The organism is Succiniclasticum sp. (assembly GCF_056977735.1).
Genome location: NZ_DBMCWA010000027.1, coordinates 1 through 19,123, shown reverse-complemented (window position 1 = coordinate 19,123; position 19,123 = coordinate 1). Strand labels below are relative to the sequence as shown.

Here is a 19,123-nt window from a genome sequence, read left to right as displayed (position 1 = left end):
CAGGCTGCGGGGCTTAGGTAGGTGTTTTGCATTGCTTGAAATGAGTTTTAAAAACTAGTGTTTTTTACTCATTGGTGTCTTGACATTTTACCGCTGGACTTGTATGATTCATTTTCAGTTTTTTTAACAGTAATGTATAATACGCTCAATTACGCCGTCAGGGAACGGCATTATTTTGTACACAAACTCATTCTTTATGATTGCCGCAATGACATCCCAGATGCAGTTCCGACAGCTCATGCCCCATCTTAGTTTCCTTGGTTTCCAGATAAAACTCATTGTACTGATTGGGTGCAATTTCAATGGGAACCCTGCCGGTGACCGTGATACCGTAACCGGAAAGGCCGGCACGTTTTGCCGGATTATTGGTGATAAGCCGCACGCTGGTGAGTCCCAGGTCCGACAAAATCTGGGCGCCCATGCCGTAATCACGAAGATCCGGGGCAAACCCCAGCCGCATGTTGGCCTCTACCGTATCCAGTCCCTGATCCTGCAACGCATACGCGCGTACCTTGTTTGCCAGTCCGATGCCCCGGCCTTCCTGCCGCATGTAGACGACCACACCGCAGCCTTCTTTTTCAATCATGCGCAGAGCGGAAGCCAGCTGGTCGCCACAGTCGCAGCGCAGGCTGCCGAAAGCATCACCGGTCAGGCATTCCGAATGGACGCGAACCATTACATCTTTCTTTCCGGCAACCTCTCCCTTGACCAGCGCGATGTGACACAGGTCATCCAGATCGTTTTCATAGGCAATGATCTTAAAAGTACCAAACTTGGAAGGAAGCTTTGCCTCCGCAACCCGGTGCACCATCTTTTCATGCTGCTTGCGGTACGCTACCAGCGATGCCACCGTAATGAAAACCAGATTGTGTTTTTTTGCGAACTCGATCAGTTGCGGCGTACGCATCATGTAACCGTCTTCATCCATAATTTCACAACAGATACCGACAGGTGTCAGGCCCGCCAGTCTGCATAGGTCTGTCGTGGTTTCCGTGTGGCCTGTACGTACCAGAACGCCGCCCTTACGGCTTCGCAGCGGGAAAACATGGCCGGGCCTGCGGAAATCCATAGCCTGGGCTCCCGGTTCCGTTACTTTTTTCATCGTATAGGCCCGCTCATAAGCCGATATGCCTGTAGTGGTATCTACATGGTCAACGGAAACGGAAAAGGCAGTTTCATGGTTATCCGTATTATGGGAAACCATGGCGCCGAACTGGAGCTTGTCCATAATTTCCCCGTCAGCCGGCATACAGATCAGTCCCCGTGCTTCTTTAGCCATAAAATTAATGGCTTCCCCGGTACAGAATTCTGCCGCCATGATCAGGTCGCCTTCGTTTTCCCGGTCCTCGTCATCGGTAACCAGCACCATTTTCCCTGCCTTGATGGCAGCGATGGCCTCTTCTATCGTATTAAATGTAAAGTCCTTCATACCCTTCTCCCATTCTGTCTCTTTATCGGAAAACTAAATCCGTCATGCACTTACCTTTTAAAAACCGTGACGCAGCAAAAACTCCTCTGTCAGTTCCGTTTCCTGCTCATGCTTCTCACCGGAAATGGCGGTACGCCCGGCACCGGAACCGTTTATTTTATATCGCAGCCCCAGCATTTTCTCCACATAGCGGGCCAGGATATCGGTTTCCAGATTCACTGCATCTCCCGCACTTTTATAACCCAACGTGGTCATCTTTGCCGTATGGGGAATCAGGGAAACGCCAAATCCGGTATCATCTGTCTCTGTCACCGTCAGACTGATGCCGTCCACGGCGATGGAACCTTTTTCCACAATATAACGCAACAGTTCCCGGGGCGCTTCTATGCGATATACCAGCGCGTTGCCTTCCGGAACAATCTGCTGAATCGTTCCCACGCCTTCCACGTGCCCCTGCACGATATGTCCGTCCAGCCCGTCGATGGGCCGCAGCGCTTTTTCCAGATTCACCCTGTCCCCCGGCTGCAGCAGGTGCAGGGTAGTCCTGCGTACGGTTTCCGGCATCACGTCCGCCGAAAATGTGTGGCCCTGCAGGTGTACTACCGTCAGACAGACTCCGTTTACCGCGATACTGTCCCCGATTTTCACACCGGGCAGTATTTTTGCGGCACGAACCGTCATGCGGCAGCTCGCGCTCCCTTCTGCCAGTCTTTCTACGGTGCCAAGTTCAGCAATAAGACCTGTAAACATGATAAACTCTTCCTTAAAATTATAGGTTACACTATCTGACTCAGATTTCCTTTTCGTTAAACAGAACCCTGCCGGTAATCAGCCAGTCGGATCCTAATGGAATCAGTTCCGGCTCTGCGACCGATGCACAGCGCGACATAACAGCGATCCCGTTTCCTCCGATAGCAGGAAGAGCCTCTTTACCACCTGCCAGCTTCGGGGCAATAAACGCATACACCCTGTCCGCAGCCCGGGCATCCAGAAACGACCCCAAAACCTCGCTTCCGCCTTCCACCAAAACGGAAGCAATTTCATGTTCATATAAGTATTGCAGTAAATACGAAACCGGAACTTTTCCTTCTGCACAGGGAAGCGTAACTACATCCACATGATCCATGCGCCGTAACAGTCTGCATTTTTCCGGATCAGCATCCGGACCGGTAACCAGCAGCGTCTCCGCATCCCCGTTCAATACCTTCGCCTGCAGAGGAATCCTGGCCTTACTGTCCAATATGATACGCACGGGGTTCTTCCCTTCCACCAGCCGGGTGGTCAGCTCCGGATCGTCATCCAGCACCGTGCCGATCCCCACTAAAATACCGTCATGTATCTTACGCAGAGAGTGGCTGTAAACATGTGCCTCCTGCCCGGTGACAAAATGGGAATCCCTGCCTGATGTAGCCAGCTTTCCATCCAGCGTTTCCGCAAATTTCAGGCTGACGAAAGGACGGTTTTGGCTAACCCACAGTAAGAAGTGTTCATTCAGGCGCCTTGCTTCTTTTTCGCAGACACCCGTAATGACCTCTACGCCAGCTTCCCGCAAACGGCGAAACCCGTTACCCGCTACCCTGGGATTCGGGTCTTCCATTGCGGCTACCACCCGTTTGATCCCTGCTTGTATCAGAGCCTCACAGCAGGGGCCGGTCCTCCCCCAGTGCGAACAGGGTTCCAGGCTGACATACGCTGTATGTCCCTGCGCATGTCCTGCAAGCATATCAGTAATGGCATTAACCTCCGCATGAGGTGTTCCGGCCTTGTGATGCCATCCTTCTCCAACTACGTTACCTTCCCGGTCGACAATTACACAACCGACCATGGGATTCGGGCTGGTGTACCCTTCTGCCCGTTTAGCGAGCGCCAACGCCTTTCTCATATAAAATTCATGGTCCGGCATACCTTCTGCCTCCAAAATAAAAACCACAGGAAATGTCATGAGGCATTCCCTATGGTCAAAATTACTGCCATATACGTCTTTTCTCATCCAGACTATACTGTCGGTTCCGGAATCACACCGGATCGTGCGTCGGCACCCATGGCGCTGTCGGCTCGCGGACTGTACCGCCGGTTGGGAATTATGCACCCGGTTCCTGCCGGCGCATTCACCCTGCCCCAAAGACTAATATCAATATATAGTTTAATACGATTTTTCCTGCCTGTCAATCATACGGGATGCCATGCTCTCCGGCACAGACCGGCAAATCCTGCCGGCACTGTTCGTTTACACATGCAGGCTTTGGATCGCAGCTTTCACATCTTTCGCACCGTATACATACGAGCCGGCCACCAGCACATTCGCCCCGGCCCCAACTGCCTGCCTTGCCGTTTCCGCATTAATACCGCCGTCTACCTGAATGTCGGTTTTCAGTCCGGCAAGATCCATCATGCGGCGTAGCCGGCTGATTTTAGGCAATACACTTGAAATAAAGTTCTGCCCCCCAAAACCGGGATTCACGGTCATCAGCAGCACCATATCTACTTCAGACAGCATCTCTTCAACCAAAGATAAAGAACTGGCCGGGTTTAAAGCCACCCCGGCTTTGATTCCTTTGGCATGGATAGACTGTATGCAACGGTGCAAATGCTTTGTGGCTTCCGCATGCACCACGATCTGGTCTGCACCGGCTGCGGCAAAATCCTCAATATAGGTTTCCGGGTGATCCACCATCAGATGGCAGTCAAAAAACAGGTTGGTAACCTTCCTGATTTTTTTGACAACCGGCGCGCCGAAGGTCAGGTTCGGCACAAAATTGCCGTCCATCACATCAATATGCACCCAGTCGGCGCCGGCTTTTTCAATTTTCCGAACCTCATCGCCAAGACAGGAAAAATCAGCTGATAAAATCGACGGAGCTACTTTGATCATCTTCGATTCCTCACTTTGTTATCTTTCAGTTCTTCCAGTATTGATAAATAAGATGCGTAACGGGACGAAGCGATTCTGCCGTCTTTCACCGCATCCTTCACACCGCAGACCGGTTCATGGGTATGACTGCAGGGAGAAAATTTGCATTCTTCCTCATACTTTCGGAATTCAGGAAAGCAGGCAGGCAATATTTCAGAAGTAACTGTATCCATAAGGACATTGCCAAAACCAGGCGTGTCAGCCAGGTATCCGCCATTAAACGGAATGAGTTCCGTAAACCTCGTGGTGTGCTTTCCTCTTCCTATTTTACTGCTGACCTCTCCTGTAGTCCTCATAACGCCAGGCTGAATGGCATTTAAAGCAGATGATTTTCCTACTCCGCTGGGTCCGCCAAAAGCTGTAATTTTCCCTGCAATACGTTTTCGCAGTGTTTCAATTCCCAAACCGGTTTTTACGGACGTTACAAAAGTCTCATACCCGATATTATTATAAACGGATGTGATGGAATCAATCTGTTCCGGCGTTGCCAGGTCCGCTTTTGTCAGAACGATCACAGCCGGAACCTTTGCCGCCTGGGCAAGTACCAGCAGTTTATCCATGATCAGGAAACTGAAATCAGGCTGTACCAGTGCCGACGTAATTACCAGCAGATCGAGATTCGCCACAGTCGGCCTTTCCAGATAATTCTTACGGGGCAGCACAGAAGTAATCATCCCTTCGTCTGTTCCGTTTTCCGGATCCAGTTCCAGTTGCACCCGGTCTCCGGTACATAAGGAAAACCTTTTTTGCTTCATGTGGCCCTTAACCTTACAGGTTATCGTCATACCATCGCTGATCACGTAATAGTACCCGCTGTAAGACCGTACCACCAATCCCGACTTTACCAACTCTTCTCCTCTACCAGTCTGTGGTCCACATAAAACCCGACGCGCTGTACATCGCTGTCAACTTTTGTACGCAAACGTACACCACCGTTATAAGAACCGGATACTTCCACTTTTTGCGTGCTGCCATTATTAGAAACGATTTGTACTGTATGCATCCCGGTTCCGGGAACTACAAACTCGGCATAGCGGGCTCCTGTCGTTTTACTAACGGTAACACTGCCATTACTCCGTCCGCTGTTACTGTTAATCTTGTCAGGCGAAACCGGGAAGGCAGTCTGTTTTTTCGCATTAGATACCAGCAGAACCACGGTAGAACCTTCCATTATGGAATCGTTCTCGCCCGGCGACATTCCGACTACCGTATCTTTATTCTTATCACTGTCCTCTTCTTTCACTTCTACCTTCAGTTTCAGATCTTCCAGCTTCTTTCTGGCCTCAGCTAACGTCAACCCTTTCAGATTAGGAAGCGATATCTGTTTTTCTTCTTTTTTGTTGATAACAATATTCACGGCGCCATTATCACCCAGTTTACTGTTTTCTTCCGGCGACTGGCTCAGAATGATACCTTCAGGTTTCGTATCTTCCCATTTGTATTCAATCTTTTCAATCCGCAGGTTTCTCTCTGACAGCAGCTTCTCAGCCTGATCCTGTTTCAACCCGACAATCTTTGGAACCGTTTCCATCTGTTCTGTCGCGGAAACAACTAACGTAATTGTCGCACCCTCTTTACGCTTGATTCCCGCTACCGGATCCATCCGTAATACCATACCGGGTTTAACGCCAGGATCCACTTTATTTTCTATTTCTACCTTGAAGCCCTGCGCTTCCAGCGCCTTTTGTGCCTCCGCTACCGTTTTTCCATTGACATCCGCAACAACAATATCCGGTTTGGAAGTACCAAAGAAATAGAGGATCCCACCTGCCGCCAGCAGGATCAACAACAATAAGGCTGCCAGCAATTTACCCAAAAAGCCGAATTTTCTTTTCTGCTTTTTGTTATTTCTTACCTCAGCTTCGGGCTCCGGTTCTTCAATCCTGTCCGTAGCAACAGCAGGATGATTTTCTTCGACTGCCGAAGCTGTAACAGCAGACAGCTTTTTGTCATATGGCATGGTTCCGGGTTCAACCAGATCCGGTTCAGCATGGCCAGACCTGTCAGCAACGGGAATAACTACCGGTTTCACATTCGTTTCCCCGGCCACCGTTGGGCCCGCAGCCTCATTTTCCTCCGGCATGCCTTTATCCGCGACAAAAGGACGGCCCGTCTCTGCCCCCTCAGATATCCGGGAATCCCCCGCATTCTTCAATTCTCCGACAATATCCGTTTCCTCAGTAAACAGCGACTGTTGTTCCGGTTCCGCCCCGGACAAGACAACCGCAGCCCCCGCAGAAGCCGCCGCTGCAACTGCCGTATCTGATTCATCCTGTACAGCTGAAACAGGCGTTACTTTCCTTGTACTCCCCGGTTCCTCATACTGTACCTGTTCATTTGTGTCATCTTCCACTTCTTCTGTAAGGAAACCTGGCAAATTCCGGATAAGCCGGGTCCGGAACCGGTCCCGTTCCGCCTCTGCTTTTGTACGCAGCGGATTTGCCCCTGCAATGGCTGCCTTAACCGGTGAATTGACTGCGATTGCCTGCAAAGGAATAGTCCGGTCCAGGAATGTGTCATTATTCTTACTGGGGTAGATCAGGTTCTTTACTTTCATCAAATCATTTTTCATATCCTCGGCAGTGGCATAACGGTCCTCCCGGTTCTTAGCCAGCGCTTTATCAATGATTTTCTGCAGTGCATCAGGCGCTTCCGGCCAGAATTCTTTTAAAGGAGGCGCCTGCTCCTCTACCTGCTTGCGGGCAACAGAAACTGCGTTGTTTCCGTCAAACGGAACCTTTCCCGTCAGCATTTCATAAAATACGATCCCCAGTGAGTAAATGTCGGACTGAGCCGTAACCGCCAGTCCCTGGGCCTGTTCCGGCGAAAAATAATGTACAGAGCCTACTACGGAAGCCGTAAAGGCCATGGTTTCATTGGAAACGATACGGGAAATGCCAAAATCAACAATCTTCGGCACCATAGCTTCCGTCAGAACAATATTCTGGGGTTTGATATCACAATGGATAATATTATGTTTATGGGCATGATCCAGTGCCGAAGCAAGCTGTGCCGTCAGAGCGACCGCCAGCGCCGGATCCATACGTCCGTTCTGTTCTTCGAACGCTTTCAGGCTGACCCCTTCCACATATTCCATCAAAATATAACTGATATCCCCTTCATCGCAGACATCATAAATTGTCACTATGGAAGGATGAATAAGCCTGGCGGCAGAACGGGCTTCCCGTTTAAACTGTTCCAGCTGTGTCTTACTGTCCAGAAATTTTTTGCGCAGCACTTTGACGGCAATTTTCCGGTCCAACAGAACATCTTTGGCCAGATATACTTCAGCCATGCCGCCAAATCCAACGGATTTTAAAATTTCATAGCGTCCGTTTAAAATCTCACCGACCATCGTGTTCCACCTCTTTCCGATCCAACTTCAATATAATAAACGAGATATTGTCTCTTCCGCCTTTTTCCAGCGAAGCACTTAGCAATGCATCTGCGGATGCTTCTGCATCTTCTTTCTGAAGAAACTCCGCGATCTCCTTATCATGCAGCATGTCTGTCAGCCCATCGCTGCAGATCAGGATAATATCATCTGTATAAATATCTACGACAAACACATCACCGTTAACATTTTTATTGACCCCGATTCCTCTGGTCAACATGTTTTTCTGGGGATGGTGGAAAGCTTCCTCCCGGGTAATTTCGCCGTGCTCCACCATTTCCGCTACCAGGGAATGGTCTCTGGTGATCTGTTTCAGATGATTCTGGCGCAACAGGTATACCCTGCTGTCCCCCACATTGAAAACATAGCCTTTACCCTTTCCGTTAAAATAAATACCGGAAAGAGTAGTCCCCATTCCTTCCAATGCGAATTCTGATTTTGCCTTCTGGTAAACCTCAACATTTATATCCCGCATAATCTGATACAGCTTGGAAACCAGGGCAAAACCGTTTTTACCGTACAGATCCTCTTTTTCCGCTTTTAACTTTTCCAAAGCCAGTTTGCTGGCAACCTCTCCGGCATTATATCCGCCCATGCCATCTGCAATCGCAAATAAATACGGGCGTTCCAGCAGCAAACTGTCTTCATTATTCATTCGGACTCTTCCCTTGTGAGTCCGGGTCGCTACTGACACAACAATCCCTCCAGTCAGTGATTAAGTGATTAGCAGGGAAACGAAATATCACAAAAAAATACAGATACTTTCAATAATGCTTCCTCTTTTCATTATCGCCGGCGACCGCAGCCCGCAGTTGTCCACATGCCGCATTAATATCCTTCCCCATCTCTTTGCGGACCGTCGCAGGAATGCGGCGCCGCTGAAGGATTGATAAGAACCGTTCAATCCGTTTCGCTCCGGGCCGGAAGAAACCTTTTTCCGGAACCGGATTAACAGGGATCAGGTTTACACTGGCCTGTTTATAACGCAGATATTCTGCCAGCAGTTCTGCATCCGCATCACTGTCATTTATATCTGCCAGTAAAATATATTCATACGTAACCTGTCTCCCGCTGTTCCTGGCATATTCTTCTGCTGCCGCGATCACATCCGGGAACGGGAACCCCTGATTGACCGGCATAAGCGCTGTACGCAGTTCGTTTTTAACCGCATGGAGTGATATCGCCAGATTCACAGGAACCCCCAGCGCTTTCATCTTTTCGATGCCGGGCAGGATACCACAGGTGGAAACCGTCATATTGCGGTAACCGATATTAGCGACATCCGGCTGATGCAAAAACTGCAAAGCGCCGAATACCGCATCAAAATTCAGCATCGGCTCACCGCTTCCCATGACCACGACACGGCTTACCCGTTCATCCAGGGAAACAAGCTGCAGATTGAAAAGATACACCTGCCCCACAATCTCGGCAACCGTCAGATTCCTCACTGCGCCGTGCAGACCGCTGGCACAGAATGCACAATGCATATCACAGCCAACCTGACTGGAAACACAGGCGCTGTATCCGTAATCATGATGCATAAGCACGGTCTCAATCAGATTCCCGTCTGGCAGCTCCAGTAAAAATTTCCGGGTCAGCCCGTCAGAAGATACCAGTTTACGGACAATATGTACTTCCGCAGGCAGAACCGAAAAAGTTTCCTGCAGTAATTGCCGTTCCGTTTTGCTTAAATTGCTCATCAAAGCAAAATCAAATACACATTTCTTATATAACCAGTCGAAAATCTGCTTCGCCCGGAATTTTTTCAGTCCCAGTTCTGCCAGCGCTGTCTGTAACTGGGGCAAAGGCATTCCAAAAATCTCAGTCTTCATAACATCTTTTTTTCTTTTTGCAGTACCGTCAGATAAAAGCCATCCACACCGTCCCGCTGCGGATACAATTGCAGCTCTTTCACAGACTGTTTCGTACGGGGATGCGGGAACCCGGTCTGTTTCCACTCCTTATGGCTCTTTAAAAAACGTTCTATCAGTTTTCCGTTTTCATTTTCTTCCATCGTGCACGTGCTGTACACCAAAACCCCGCCGGGTTTTACATAACGGCAGGCGTTTTCCAGAATTGTATATTGCAGTACCGGGAAATCCTGCAAGCCTTTTTCTGTTTTTGTCCAGCGCGCTTCCGCACGGCGCCGCAGCACGCCTAATCCGGAACAGGGCGCATCCACTAATACCCGGTCAAATGTTTCTTTCCACTCATCCCGCAAAACGGTTCCGTCCTGCAATTCCGTTTTAATAATCCCTATCTTCAGGCGCTTTGCATTTTCTTCAATTAATTTTAATTTATGCGGATATATGTCACAGGCCGTCACGCAGCCTTTATTTTCCATCAACACGGCAATATGCGTTGTCTTGCCTCCCGGCGCGCTGCACATGTCAAGCACCCGCTCTCCCGGTTGCGGCTGCAAAGCCATGGCCGGCAGCATGGAACTTTCATCCTGTACATAAAAGCTGTGAGGAAATTTTAACAGCATAACGGGCAACCCGGGAGATTTCGTCATGACAATCCCATCGGGACACCACAAAGAGACCTCCGCTTCACAGCCCGTTTCCCGGAGATCCTGTAAAAAAGCATCCCGGGTCGTCATCAGGGTATTGACCCGCAGGCACAGGTTTGCCGGTTCATTATCCCAGCAGCATAATGCCTTTGTCTCCTCATCGCCAAACCGTTTTCGCCAGCGTTCCACCAGCCAGCGGGGATGACAGAGACACAGTGAAGTATCGTTTTGGATATTCTCCCACAATAATTCTTTCTGCCGGAGCGCGCTTCGAAGCACTCCATTCACAAACTTATCCGTTCCTTTGTGGCTGAATTTTTTAGCCAGATTCACACTTTCATTACAGGCAGCAGAATCCGGGATACGGTCTGTATAAAAAATCTGGTATAACCCCAGGTGCAGAATGCAGTAAATAACCGGTTCCAGCTTCTGAAGGGGTCTGTTTACCATCTTCCCAAGCACATAATCTAACGTGCCTTTTGCTTTGACAGCGCCATTGACCAGTTCCGTGGCAAAACGCCGGTCCAGTTCCTCCAGCCTGGCCTGCCGTAAAATACGGTTCAGCGCAATAGCCGTATAGGCCCCTTCCTGCCAGATCTGCAGCAACGCCAGCAAAGCGGCTTCCCTTCCGTTTACCGGGATTTTCTTATTTATAACTGCCTTATTATCCTTTGAAAACCTTTCTTTACGCACTGACTTCCTCCGGAAGGTCTTCACTCAATAATCTGATAGCTTCTTCTACCTTATCAATACTGACCCGGGTATTAAAACAGGGACCAAAAGGACGTTCATTAAAAATCGCTATGACCGGAATGGGAAACACATCCTGAATCCCGCTGGTCAGATCCCGCTCGCAGGCCACTGCAATAATAGCTTTGGGACGCGCTTTGGCTACCATCTGCCTTGCCAGCGTACCTCCCGTTGCCACCACAAAATGCATGTGGTACTTATGGCACAACCCCAGCAACCCTCCCACGCAACATCCGCCGCACTGTTGGCAGTTTTCGATATTCCGGGTGATCTTCCGGGGACAGGTATCCAGTTGGAGGCAATGGGGCGTCAGGATCAGCAGGCGTTCCGAAGGGACCTTCACATGATGCTGCTTCACCAGCGCATTATTCACCGCCACAAAACTCTGTTCCACTTTTTCCCTGGGAATATTAAGGATACGCCCTAACCCCACTGCAAAGGGAAACAGAAAATTGATTGCCTTCCAGGACCAGAAATATAAAATTTTCGGCAGCGGCATACCCAAAATTGCCAGCACGATTGCAAGCTCCCCCGCAAACAGGAAGATTATGGCCCCAAATACCAGAAAACCAAAAGCTGCCGGTAAAAACTGACTGATGGCTTCAAAGCCCAGATAGGTTACCTTCCAGACAAAAAACAAGAGAACGGCCGTTACAATCGCACTGAACAGAACCAGCGCAAGGAACACCCTTTTCTTGGGATTAACCGCCATTTCCACTGCTGATACCATAAAACGTCTTACTCCTTATTGCAAAAAACAATCGCCGGCTTTCACACCGCGGCCATTCAAAAATACAGCTGCAGCCATACGTTTTTTTGATTCGGGCTGCACAGTCAGTATCCGAAGCTCTTCATCACGGCAAGCCACGGAAAAATCTTTCTTTGTCACAGAAACCACCGTACCGGGAAGCGCGTCCGTCCGTTTCCCCGTAACGCGGGTCTCCCAGATCTTCAGAAGTTTCCCGTCAGGCAGACAGGTAAATGCGCCTGGCACAGGGTCAAAGCCCCGCACCAGATCATGCACCTCCTGCGCAGGACAGTTCCAGTCTATTTTAGCCATTTCTTTCGTAAGCAATGTTGCAAAGGTTGCTTCGCTTTCATTTTGTATTTCCGGCTGCAATCCGGCAGCAATATCAGGAAGTGTTTTCACCAACAATGCGGCTCCTTTTTCCATCAGTTCGTCATGCAGCCGGGCAAAGTTCATTTCCGCATCAACAGGGACAGAAACCTTGCTGTACATAGCCCCGGTATCCATACCCTTTTCCATCCGCATGATCGTGACACCGGATTCTTTTTCCCCTTTGATAATAGCGTACTGAATCGGCGCAGCGCCACGGTATTTTGGCAACAGGGATGCATGCACATTAATACATCCATAAACAGGAATATCCAATATTTCCTGCGTCAGAAACTGTCCAAACGCAGCTACCACGATAAAATCGGGATGCCATTCTTTCAGTTGTTGCACAAACTCCGGATTTTTCACTTTCAGCGGCTGAAAAACCGGAAGACTGTTCCGCAGCGCAAAAGACTTTACCGGTGTTTCCACCATTTTCTGACCTCTGCCTTTCGGACGGTCCGGCTGGGTCACCACAGCCTGGATATGATACTGTCCCGCTTCCAGCAATGCTTTAAGGGAACCCACCGCAAAATCCGGCGTGCCCATGAACACCACATTCCACATCGTTCAATCCTCCGGTGCTTTCAGGGTTATCGTCACAGCCTTGTCGGTAAACAGGATGCCGTCCAGATGATCCGTTTCATGCTGCAGGCAGATAGCCAGCAGTCCATCGGTAGCGAGGAACTGTTTTTTGCCGTGAGGATCGGTATATTCACACTCTACATATTCTGCCCGTTCTACTTCCCCTTCAAAGTTGGGAACAGAGAGACATCCTTCACAGCCAATACGTGAACCCTCTTTTTTCGTAATGACAGGATTGAGCAGCTCCAACAGACCGTTGCCGTCCTGCAGGTCAATGACAACGATGCGCTGCAGGATGCCAACCTGAGGTGCTGCCAGACCGATACCATTGCCGGATTTATACAACGTATCCGCCATATCTTTTAAAATACGTTTTACTTTTTTATCTATGCGTTTAACCGGCTCGCAGACTTTTTTCAGAACCGGGTCTCCTGCTCTTTTGATTTCCAATACCGCCATGTTTCCTCCAAAATTAAAGCTCAATAAAATACATTATATTATAACACAAAAAATATAACGCGTATACCCTTTCTACACTGCCATTATCGGATCTACGTCAAAATAAATATTCTTTACCGACCTGTATTTACTGGCAGCTAAACATTCTTTCACTTGTTCCATCGCCTGGGATTTTACCACAATATTAATTCTGTACAGATCCCTGACCTTGGCTACGCCGGAAGGAAAGGGCCCCATGATTTCCGTACGTTCCCATTTTTCTGCTTCGTACCGGTCCCGTAAAAAACCGGCAATTTCGTCTCCCAGTTTCCAGGCTTTTGTCTCATCTTTATCCACGACCGTTAATTTCAAAATCTCACCATACGGCGGATACAGCAGTTCTCTTCGCAGGGTAAGCTCATGGTTCGCAAACGTTTCATAATCCTGTTTTGCCGCCAGTGTAATAATTTCATTTTCCGGATCATAGGTCTGCAGGACTACGCGTCCCGGTTTGTCGCCCCGTCCTGCCCGTCCGGCTGCCTGGGTCAGCAGGGAAAAGCCCCGTTCGGATGCGCGGAAATCCGGAAGATTCAGCGTACTGTCAGCTGCCAGTATACCAACCAGCGTAACATCCGGTATATCATGGCCTTTGGCCACCATCTGCGTCCCAAGCAACACATTCGCTTCCTTCCGGGAAAAGCGTCCGATGATTTCTTCATGGGCCATTTTCGCCGCGGTGCTGTCCTGATCCATCCGCAATACTTCTACGCCGGGCATCTGGCGGATCTCCTGTTCCGCCTTCTGGGTCCCGCTGCCGAAAAATTTGATCCGACGGCTGCCACAGTGAGGACAGGTTTCAGGAATCGGATATGTATTGCCGCAATAATGACAGCGCATGACCTGCTCGTCTGCATGATACACCAGACTGACCGCACAGTGCGGACAGGTCAGTGTTTCCCCGCAGTCCCTGCACATGACAAACGTTGAATATCCGCGGCGGTTCAGCAGCACAATAGCCTGCTGTCCTTCATGCGCTGTTGCAATCATTTCCCTGCGCAGCCTTCGGGAAATAACGGAATAATTTTTCTGCGCCAGCTCCTCCCGCATATCCACCACATCTACAACCGGCAAAAACGAACTGCCTGGCCGGCACTTCAGGTGCAAATGACCGATGCGTCCTGAAACGGCCCTGAAATATGACTCCAGAGAAGGCGTAGCGCTGCCAAGGACCAGCACGGCCCTGTTGCTCTTACAGCGGCAGCGGGCTACTTCCCGGGCATGGTAAGACGGACGTTCTTCCTGTTTATAACTGTTCTCCTGTTCCTCGTCTACAATGACAAGGCCAAGATTCTTAAACGGGGCAAAAACCGCGCTGCGCACACCAATCAATACATTTGCTTCTCCGGTCCGCATCTTATACCAGACGTCGCCCCTCTCATTCTGCGACAGCTTGCTGTGCGCCACTGCCACTTCCTGAGGAAACCAGGCCTGAAACCGCTGTACGATCTGTGCCGTCAGCGCAATTTCCGGTACCAGCACCAGTACCTGCCGGCCCTGTCGCAACGCATAATCGGCAGCCCGCAAATACACTTCTGTCTTACCGCTGCCGGTAATCCCCTGCAATAAAAACTCCTGCGGTACATTTTTTGTATAATTCTTTTCAATATTACATTTTGCAGAATTACATATTACAGAGCCTTTCACAGATTCAAGTTCTGTATGTCCGTCTTCAACCCTTTTCAATGGATTTACAGAAAAACAGTATTCTAATGAAGCCTTGATCACCGCGACAGCCTGCGCCTGTTCCTCTGTCAGCTGCAAGGTTTCTTTTCGCTCTGCATGACGGTCATAGCTGTTACGCAGCCAACGTTTCTCTGTACGCTGCGCCCATCCCTTTTCGGCCAGCGTACGCAACACTTCCCCACTGATATGCTGCAGCTCTGCCTCTTTCCGGTCCAGCGGCTCCGTTGCATGAAGCAGAACCTCCAACGCCTTCATCTGCGCTTTAGCCCGCCGGTTTCCTTCCTGCAGTGCAGCTTTCCCTTTCTCTGTAATTGAATACGCCAATACAGTCCTGGCTTTCAGCCGCTCTTCTATATCATAAGCGACCAGCCTGCCATTTTGATATACAGGCCTGCGTTTAATACTCGACTTCCCCGGTATAAACAGACGCATGGACTCCGCCAGCGAACACATATAGTATCCGGCCAGCCACTTTGCCGTCAGCAGCATCTCTTCTGAAAACCACGGACGGGTCCCCAAAACTGCTGTGACCTCTTTAATCTTATCTGACGAAAAATCCGGATTTTCCTTTTGCAGTAAAGCCACTGCCTCTCCCCTGGATAAAACACGCACTACAAAGCCTTCTACCTTTTGCGGGCCAAACGGCACAATGACACGCCAGCCTTCTCCTGCCTGGCGCATACTTTCCGGGAGAGAATATATAAACTGCCTGAACAAATTTTTAACAGGCAGATTGATTGCTACCAGTACATAATTCATACAGAACCTCATTTCCGGCGATTTGAGCCATCGGCGTAATTGATTTCAATTCCCGGCTGCACATTATACACAAACACATGAAAACGGACAGCCTTTCCCCCGTCATCTGCAGAAAGCGCTTCCATCGTTACGCCCCGGGCCAACAGTTCCCGCCCTTTAAACACAGGTGTCACCCGGTAAAAAACATGTTTGCGGGTACGCCGGATATAATCCGCCACACGGTTTTCAAAAGGAAGCATCCCCACTACATTAAAATACCTTGTCCCCGTAATCAGATTCCGTTTGTTTGCATTTTCCCCTGTCAGCTGGAATGCAAGAAGATGACAGCGGTTGTATAAATACTTTTTATCAATTTCATCATACTTACTGAAACGCCAGCCGGTAGGCTTTATCATCCCGATAGGGCCCCGCGGTTTCGAAGGAAGGAACTCCGGTCCCAATTTTCCGTAAGCCGGTCCGCAGCGTCCCGATGCATCTAACGGGGTAAAAGAATAATACGGATTTTCTTTTGATTTGAAATCTTTGGAAAACTGCGGCTCGTTCCCATTCAGTACAACAAAAGAACGCCCTTCGTACTCCGGAAGGTTTTCCAGCGTAATCAGCGGCGTACTTTGGGCTAACGCACGAAGGCTGGCAGAATCTGCAGAAATTTCCTGATCATCTGCCGGTTGGTATCCACTTCGCAGGACAGCTGCTGCTTCCTGCAAACTTTCAGAATGAATGATACGGGAACCACAATCGCAGACCCGCCTTACATCCTGCCGGTGAATGGTAAAGTACTCCAGCCCAAAAAACGCCAATACCAGCAGCAATACAACGCGAAGCAAGACCCATTGTAACTTTCTTGCAAACTGTGTACCTTTCCGTACAGTCATTGATGCTGCCTCCTGTCTAAAAAAGATGGCGGCTACAGTATAGTATTATGCTGCAGCCACCGTACAAATCCTGTTCCCGATTATTTCATCATGGAGAGAAGTCCCAGCAGGTCACTTCCGTCAAAGGAAGCCTGGTTCTGCGGACGCCTCTGCTGTGCTCCGCCTTGTGCCTGAGACATCATCTGCATGAAGCCCATAATATCCGACGCATCGATTCCGTCGCTAAGGTCGATAGCCGGTCTCTGCCGCTGTGCCGGCACCTGATTGGATGCAGCCGACAGACTGCTGAGCAATACCGGGGCCAACGCGCCCAAAGCAGAACCGACCTGATCGTTACTTAACCCGCTTTGCCGGGACAGTCCGTTCATAACGGAAGAAGAATTACCACCCAGAATGTGCTGTAAAATCTTGGCGCCGTCATCAACATCCGCTGTTTCAAACTGCTCCGCAACAGAACCCGTCTCCGTATGCTGGGTCAGCGCCTGCTGCAGAGAGGCAGCGCCTGATTTGGTTGAAGCATTTTCCGTCAGTGCTCGCAGTAATATCGGTAACGCCGCCGTAATCAAAGCGGCCATCTGGTCATTACTGCCACCGGTCCTTCTGGACATGGTATCCAGTGACGAAGAAGAAGTCATAGATTTTAATAGCGTCTCCAATAAGCTCATGATAACATCTCCTTTGCATTTGATAACTATACCTGGAATAATACCGCAAAACTGCTTATTTAATTATACCTTTAATAAGAGCTGCTGTGCAAATTTAATTTACATTGTTCACAAAAATTTTCCCTTCTTTTTTCAGTCCCGAAACAGCAGCCTCCATGGTTTGCATACCATACCGGCTGCCAGTCTGGATATAAGATTCCATCTGCTGTGTTTTCCCTTCCCGGATCAGATTGCGAAGGGCCGTCGTCATAACCATAATTTCAAATGCCGCAGTCCGTTCCCCATGCTTACCCGGCAGAAGCTGTTGGGAGACCACAGCCTGCAGACAGCCAGCCAGCTGGACCCGGATCTGCCTTTGCTGCTGTTCCGGGAACACGTCAATTATACGGTCAACCGTTTCCGCAGCACTGCGGGTATGAAGGGTGCCAAAGACAAGATGACCGGTTTCCGCTGCGGTCACCGCAATGGCAATGGTCTCCAGATCACGCAGTTCTCCCACTGCAATCACATCCGGATTTTCTCGCAGCGCAGCTCTCAGCCCTGATGCAAAATTTATCGTATCACTTCCGATCTCACGCTGATGAATCAGGCTTCTCGCTGAATGAAATTTGTATTCAACAGGGTCTTCCAACGTTAAAATATGAACTGCCCTGTTTTGGTTAATCTCGTTCAAAATCGCAGCCAGCGTCGTACTTTTACCCGATCCGGTCACTCCGGTAATCAGTACCAGGCCATTTGGGAGCTCCGAAAACTTCTGAATGGTTTCCGGCAAACCTAATTCATCACATGCGGGAATTGATTCCGGTATGATACGGATTGCGGCGTTATAACCGTCAGTGCTGCGATACAGGTTGATACGGAACCGTTGACCAAAAGAATCTGCGTATGCAAAATCACATTCACCGTTTTCCCTCAACATGTTTTTCTGCCTCGCAGGCACTATCGGTTCAAACAGCGAATAAACGTCCGAAATCATGTCCCCGAATTTGCTGAGCATTCCTGATATACGCACAACAGCAGGTCCGTTTTCGCTGATGTGCAGATCGGAGGCATTCATTTCCGCAGCCTGATGCAGCAAATCATCAATTAAATATCCCATGTCACACCCCCAGTACACGCAGCAACTCCTGTACGGTCGTAACCCCATCTTTAACTTTCTTCATGCCGTCTTCTTCTAAAGATTGCAGACCGGGGAACTCTGTTTTTGCTGCTTCCCACAACTCCTGCTCCGTGGCGTGACGGATAATTTTTTCCTTTAAAGCGGCATTCACCGGCAAAACCTCATGAACCGCCATGCGCCCCCGGTAACCGGACTGACGGCAGGCCTCGCAACCTGTAGCATGGTAAACAATAGTATTGGTGTCAGTTGTACTTTTTCCTTCCCGAATCAAATCCAGCTGCCGGAAATAGTTTCTTTCCCACACATTTTCCCCTGCGTTGCCTGCTTGTTTACAGGAAGGGCACAGCCTGCGCACCAGGCGCTGGGCTACAATCCCCCGCAGCGCAGACGCTGCCAGGAAGGGGTCGATCCCCATATCCAGCAAACGGGTAACCGCCCCTGCTGCCGTATTTGTATGCAGCGAGCTGAGCACCAGATGACCGGTCAGTGCTGCCTGTACGGAAATTTCTGCCGTTTCCCGATCGCGGATTTCCCCAATCATGATTATGTCCGGGTCCGTTCGTAGTACGATTCGTATACGAAAATTGTTTCTTTCTCGCAAAAATCATGTCAGTCTATGTCGCTCAACTCCGCTCTGTATCTGGGTTTTCAAAATTTGTAAATTTTCTGACTGTTTATTTTTTGTTCTTAAAACGCAATTGTAATATTGCGAGTTTTGACTACTCTTCTATTCAAAATACTCTTCTTTGTCGATTCGTTTTTATAACTAAAAGCGTTACTGTTCTTTACACTTTTCCCTTATCTTTCGTCAACCCGGTGTATGGT

The 19,123-nt window shown here is 49.4% G+C and carries 17 protein-coding genes, 1 pseudogene and 1 riboswitch; all 18 genes and pseudogenes read right to left on the bottom strand.

All coding sequences use genetic code 11. The annotated features are described in order from the left end of the window. Positions 1 to 187: 187 nt before the first annotated feature. Positions 188 to 1,429 carry a bifunctional 3,4-dihydroxy-2-butanone-4-phosphate synthase/GTP cyclohydrolase II gene (locus ACZOWY_RS11380; RefSeq protein ID WP_484398099.1) on the bottom strand — a complete coding sequence of 414 codons (1,242 nt, stop codon included), beginning with the start codon at positions 1,427 to 1,429 and terminating at the stop codon, positions 188 to 190. A gap of 57 nt (positions 1,430 to 1,486) precedes the next feature. Beyond that, complete coding sequence (locus ACZOWY_RS11375; protein WP_484398095.1) at positions 1,487 to 2,179, bottom strand: riboflavin synthase; 693 nt, start codon at positions 2,177 to 2,179, stop codon at positions 1,487 to 1,489. A 40-nt stretch (positions 2,180 to 2,219) separates the two neighbouring features. Further along, positions 2,220 to 3,419, bottom strand: a complete 1,200-nt coding sequence (gene ribD / locus ACZOWY_RS11370) for a bifunctional diaminohydroxyphosphoribosylaminopyrimidine deaminase/5-amino-6-(5-phosphoribosylamino)uracil reductase RibD (RefSeq protein ID WP_484398090.1) — start codon at positions 3,417 to 3,419, stop codon at positions 2,220 to 2,222. After that, a riboswitch (FMN riboswitch) is annotated at positions 3,404 to 3,559 on the bottom strand. (Overlaps the previous gene by 16 nt.) A gap of 97 nt (positions 3,560 to 3,656) precedes the next feature. Beyond that, positions 3,657 to 4,301 (bottom strand): ribulose-phosphate 3-epimerase, encoded by a 645-nt coding sequence (rpe, locus tag ACZOWY_RS11365; protein ID WP_484398084.1) that lies wholly within the window; start codon positions 4,299 to 4,301, stop codon positions 3,657 to 3,659. Then, the gene (gene rsgA / locus ACZOWY_RS11360; RefSeq protein WP_484398110.1) at positions 4,298 to 5,170 is read right to left on the bottom strand and encodes a ribosome small subunit-dependent GTPase A; all 873 of its coding nucleotides are present in this window, start codon (positions 5,168 to 5,170) and stop codon (positions 4,298 to 4,300) included. The genes rpe and rsgA overlap by 4 nt, the downstream gene beginning before the upstream one ends. Before the next feature lie 11 nt (positions 5,171 to 5,181). Then, positions 5,182 to 7,695, bottom strand: coding sequence for a protein kinase domain-containing protein (locus ACZOWY_RS11355; RefSeq protein ID WP_484398078.1), 2,514 nt, complete (start codon positions 7,693 to 7,695; stop codon positions 5,182 to 5,184). Continuing rightward, positions 7,685 to 8,428, bottom strand: coding sequence for a Stp1/IreP family PP2C-type Ser/Thr phosphatase (locus ACZOWY_RS11350; protein ID WP_484398072.1), 744 nt, complete (start codon positions 8,426 to 8,428; stop codon positions 7,685 to 7,687). The genes ACZOWY_RS11355 and ACZOWY_RS11350 overlap by 11 nt, the downstream gene beginning before the upstream one ends. 70 nt (positions 8,429 to 8,498) lie before the next feature. Continuing rightward, positions 8,499 to 9,566, bottom strand: coding sequence for a dual-specificity RNA methyltransferase RlmN (gene rlmN / locus ACZOWY_RS11345; protein WP_484398066.1), 1,068 nt, complete (start codon positions 9,564 to 9,566; stop codon positions 8,499 to 8,501). Continuing rightward, positions 9,563 to 10,939, bottom strand: coding sequence for a 16S rRNA (cytosine(967)-C(5))-methyltransferase RsmB (rsmB, locus tag ACZOWY_RS11340; RefSeq protein ID WP_484398061.1), 1,377 nt, complete (start codon positions 10,937 to 10,939; stop codon positions 9,563 to 9,565). Before rsmB ends, rlmN begins: the two co-directional genes overlap by 4 nt. Continuing rightward, on the bottom strand, positions 10,932 to 11,726 hold the full coding sequence (locus ACZOWY_RS11335) for a DUF116 domain-containing protein (RefSeq protein ID WP_484398056.1): 795 nt from the start codon (positions 11,724 to 11,726) through the stop codon (positions 10,932 to 10,934). The genes rsmB and ACZOWY_RS11335 overlap by 8 nt, the downstream gene beginning before the upstream one ends. A gap of 15 nt (positions 11,727 to 11,741) precedes the next feature. Further along, positions 11,742 to 12,680 carry a methionyl-tRNA formyltransferase gene (fmt, locus tag ACZOWY_RS11330; RefSeq protein ID WP_484398050.1) on the bottom strand — a complete coding sequence of 313 codons (939 nt, stop codon included), beginning with the start codon at positions 12,678 to 12,680 and terminating at the stop codon, positions 11,742 to 11,744. Between the two features lie 3 nt (positions 12,681 to 12,683). Further along, a complete protein-coding gene (gene def / locus ACZOWY_RS11325) occupies positions 12,684 to 13,157 on the bottom strand; it encodes a peptide deformylase (protein ID WP_484398044.1) in 474 nt (157 codons plus the stop codon). 72 nt (positions 13,158 to 13,229) lie between these two features. Further along, complete coding sequence (gene priA, locus ACZOWY_RS11320) at positions 13,230 to 15,134, bottom strand: replication restart helicase PriA (protein ID WP_484398104.1); 1,905 nt, start codon at positions 15,132 to 15,134, stop codon at positions 13,230 to 13,232. A gap of 171 nt (positions 15,135 to 15,305) precedes the next feature. Then, positions 15,306 to 15,638 (bottom strand): annotated as a pseudogene (locus ACZOWY_RS11315) (primosomal protein N' family DNA-binding protein); the annotation flags it as partial. Positions 15,639 to 15,646: 8 nt separating this feature from the next. Beyond that, positions 15,647 to 16,513: a DNA/RNA non-specific endonuclease gene (locus ACZOWY_RS11310; RefSeq protein WP_484398038.1), complete on the bottom strand. Its 867-nt coding sequence runs from the start codon at positions 16,511 to 16,513 to the stop codon at positions 15,647 to 15,649. A gap of 80 nt (positions 16,514 to 16,593) precedes the next feature. Next, on the bottom strand, positions 16,594 to 17,178 hold the full coding sequence (locus ACZOWY_RS11305; protein WP_484398033.1) for a DUF937 domain-containing protein: 585 nt from the start codon (positions 17,176 to 17,178) through the stop codon (positions 16,594 to 16,596). A 94-nt stretch (positions 17,179 to 17,272) separates the two neighbouring features. Beyond that, positions 17,273 to 18,277 carry a type IV pilus twitching motility protein PilT gene (locus tag ACZOWY_RS11300; RefSeq protein ID WP_484398027.1) on the bottom strand — a complete coding sequence of 335 codons (1,005 nt, stop codon included), beginning with the start codon at positions 18,275 to 18,277 and terminating at the stop codon, positions 17,273 to 17,275. Between the two features lies 1 nt (position 18,278). Beyond that, on the bottom strand, positions 18,279 to 18,839 hold the full coding sequence (locus ACZOWY_RS11295) for a GspE/PulE family protein (protein WP_484398022.1): 561 nt from the start codon (positions 18,837 to 18,839) through the stop codon (positions 18,279 to 18,281). Positions 18,840 to 19,123: the final 284 nt, after the last annotated feature.

Bases quoted from the DNA above. Each gene is read 5' to 3' on its own strand.
- ACZOWY_RS11380 (WP_484398099.1), bottom strand. From the start codon at position 1,429: ATGAAGGACTTTACATTTAATACGATAGAAGAGGCCATCGCTGCCATC.
- ACZOWY_RS11375 (WP_484398095.1), bottom strand. From the start codon at position 2,179: ATGTTTACAGGTCTTATTGCTGAACTTGGCACCGTAGAAAGACTGGCA.
- ribD (WP_484398090.1), bottom strand. From the start codon at position 3,419: ATGAGAAAAGACGTATATGGCAGTAATTTTGACCATAGGGAATGCCTC.
- rpe (WP_484398084.1), bottom strand. From the start codon at position 4,301: ATGATCAAAGTAGCTCCGTCGATTTTATCAGCTGATTTTTCCTGTCTT.
- ACZOWY_RS11355 (WP_484398078.1), bottom strand. From the start codon at position 7,695: ATGGTCGGTGAGATTTTAAACGGACGCTATGAAATTTTAAAATCCGTT.
- rlmN (WP_484398066.1), bottom strand. From the start codon at position 9,566: ATGAAGACTGAGATTTTTGGAATGCCTTTGCCCCAGTTACAGACAGCG.
- ACZOWY_RS11335 (WP_484398056.1), bottom strand. From the start codon at position 11,726: ATGGTATCAGCAGTGGAAATGGCGGTTAATCCCAAGAAAAGGGTGTTC.
- fmt (WP_484398050.1), bottom strand. From the start codon at position 12,680: ATGTGGAATGTGGTGTTCATGGGCACGCCGGATTTTGCGGTGGGTTCC.
- def (WP_484398044.1), bottom strand. From the start codon at position 13,157: ATGGCGGTATTGGAAATCAAAAGAGCAGGAGACCCGGTTCTGAAAAAA.
- priA (WP_484398104.1), bottom strand. From the start codon at position 15,134: ATGAAGGCGTTGGAGGTTCTGCTTCATGCAACGGAGCCGCTGGACCGG.
- ACZOWY_RS11310 (WP_484398038.1), bottom strand. From the start codon at position 16,513: ATGACTGTACGGAAAGGTACACAGTTTGCAAGAAAGTTACAATGGGTC.
- ACZOWY_RS11305 (WP_484398033.1), bottom strand. From the start codon at position 17,178: ATGAGCTTATTGGAGACGCTATTAAAATCTATGACTTCTTCTTCGTCA.
- ACZOWY_RS11300 (WP_484398027.1), bottom strand. From the start codon at position 18,277: ATGGGATATTTAATTGATGATTTGCTGCATCAGGCTGCGGAAATGAAT.
- ACZOWY_RS11295 (WP_484398022.1), bottom strand. From the start codon at position 18,839: ATGATTGGGGAAATCCGCGATCGGGAAACGGCAGAAATTTCCGTACAG.